The sequence below is a fragment of the Intrasporangium chromatireducens Q5-1 genome (assembly GCF_000576575.1).
Taxonomy (GTDB): Bacteria; Actinomycetota; Actinomycetes; order Actinomycetales; family Dermatophilaceae; genus Intrasporangium_A; species Intrasporangium_A chromatireducens.
The window spans coordinates 1-2,126 of sequence record NZ_AWQS01000415.1 but is presented as its reverse complement, the minus strand read 5'-3'; the positions used below and the strand labels follow the sequence as shown (position 1 = coordinate 2,126).

Annotated in this window: 1 protein-coding gene; it reads left to right on the top strand. The window is 69.0% G+C overall.

Annotated features, from left to right (window positions below):
• Positions 1 to 1,401: LLM class flavin-dependent oxidoreductase (locus tag N864_RS21770; RefSeq protein ID WP_205621033.1), on the top strand; the 1,401-nt coding region annotated here is incomplete at its 5' end.
• Positions 1,402 to 2,126: the final 725 nt, after the last annotated feature.

The following is a 2,126-nucleotide window of genomic DNA, read 5'->3' as shown; positions in this document are numbered from 1 at the left end:
CCAGCCACCAAAGGAAACCCGATGTCCAAGCTCATCCACGTCAACGGCTTCGAGATGGCCACCCCCGGCCACATCAACCACGGCCTCTGGCGCGTCCCCGGCAACCGGCGCACCGACTACACGAAGCTGTCCTACTGGACCGACCTCGCCCGGACCCTCGAGCGTGGCCTGTTCGACGCGGTCTTCCTCGCCGACGTCGTCGGGACGTACACGACCTACCAGGGCTCGCGCCGGGCGGCACTGCGGGCGGGGATGCAGGTGCCCAACATCGACCCGATGTTCGTCGTACCGGCGATGGCCGCGGTCACCGAGCACCTCGGCTTCGCGGTGACCGGGACGACGACGTACGAGCCGCCGTTCGGGTTCGCGCGGCGCCTCGGCACGCTCGACCACCTGACCGGCGGGCGCCTCGCGTGGAACATCGTCACCGGTTACCTGCCCGACGCCGCGCGCAACTACGGCCTGAGCGAGCAGCTCAAGCACGACGACCGATACGCCGTCGCCGACGAGTACCTCGAGGTGATCTATCGGCTGCTGCAGGAGTCGTGGGACGACGACGCCGTGGTCCGCGACGCGGAGCGGCAGGTCTACACCGACCCGGACCGGGTGCACGAGATCGGCTTCGAGGGAAACCACTTCACGGTCGCTGGACCGCATCTGTCCGAGCCGTCCCCGCAACGCACCCCGGTGCTCTACCAGGCGGGCACCTCCAGCCGGGGCAAGGCCTTCGCGGCCCGGCACGCCGAGGGCGTCTTCCTGCTGCCCCGCGACGACGCGCAGGCCGCCGAGGAGATCGCCGACCTGCGTCGGCTCGCCATCGAGGCCGGACGCGAGCCTGACCACGTCAAGGCGTTCATCGGCGTCGAGATCGTCACCGCCGCGACCCGCGAGGAGGTCGCCGCCAAAGTGGCGTTGCTCCAGCAGCACCGGGACGTCGAGGGCCACCTGGTGCTCTTCAGCGGCTGGTCCGGCATCGACCTGTCCGGCGACGACACCGACCGCTACCTTGAGTACCGCGGCGGCGACGCGATGCAGACCTTCGAGCGGATGTGGTCCGAAGGAGAGGACCGCAAGAACATCGGCGAGCTCGTGGAACACCTGTCCCGCCCGGAGAACAACAAGTTGTTCATCGCCGGCACGCCCGACGTCGTCGCGGACCGGCTCGAGCAGCTCATCGACGGGACCGACGCCGACGGCATCAACCTCGTCCAGCACCTCTCGCCGGGCACCTTCACCGACTTCGTCGACCACATTGTCCCCGAGCTGCAGCGGCGCGGCCGTTACCGCACCGCGTACACCCCGGGCGAGACCCTCCGGGAGCGGTTCTTCGGGCCCGGGCACGCGCGGCCGCTCGGCGACCACCCCGCGGCGCGGCACTCCCGGGTCCCCGCCGGCGCATGACCTGCCAGCCCGGCGAAGCGGCCGACTCCGCAGCTGCATCCCGTAGCAGGGAGATGGCAAGCATCCCCTCTGCTACGTCAGAGCAATCCAGCCGTAGCCGACATGGGCCAAGCCGATCCTTGAGCCGCCTGTTGAACACCGGTGGGCGGTTATCACTCGAACGGAGATGCACGGTCACCGCATCGGCTCCAGCACGCACCGCAGGTCCGCCATTCCCTTGCTTGCCGAAATGACCGCCGAGGCCGGCCGCTGTCTTGCGGTACACGCCGCCGGCCATCCGGATGATCGGTCCGTGCTCGAGCAGGTCGCGGAACTGGCGCTCGGTGACCAGCGTCCCGGCGTCGCTGTAGCGGAAGATGGTTGGGCAGACGCCGCAGCGGGGCCAGGTCCCCTTGGCTCGCCATCACGCCTCCCAATGCGGAGGGAACTGCAGGCAACATCACGGTCACTGTATGCAGAACCCCTCCACGACCCTGTCGATCTTCGCCCTCTCGTTGTCGCTGATCGCGGTTGCGAGTGGTTCTCCGGGGGCCTCTCGGGTCCCTCGTAGCGTCTCGGATCGCACCACGCAACCGCTGTTCCCGCGGCGTGCGACGCGCTGACCTGGGACAACGTCACCTGACCCGCGCGCCGTGATCCGCAAGTGAGTCCCGCTTTCTCGAGCCGTGACTCCTCGGGCCGTGGGAGTGGGCCCCTGATGCTGGTTGGTGCTTGATAGTTGCGGG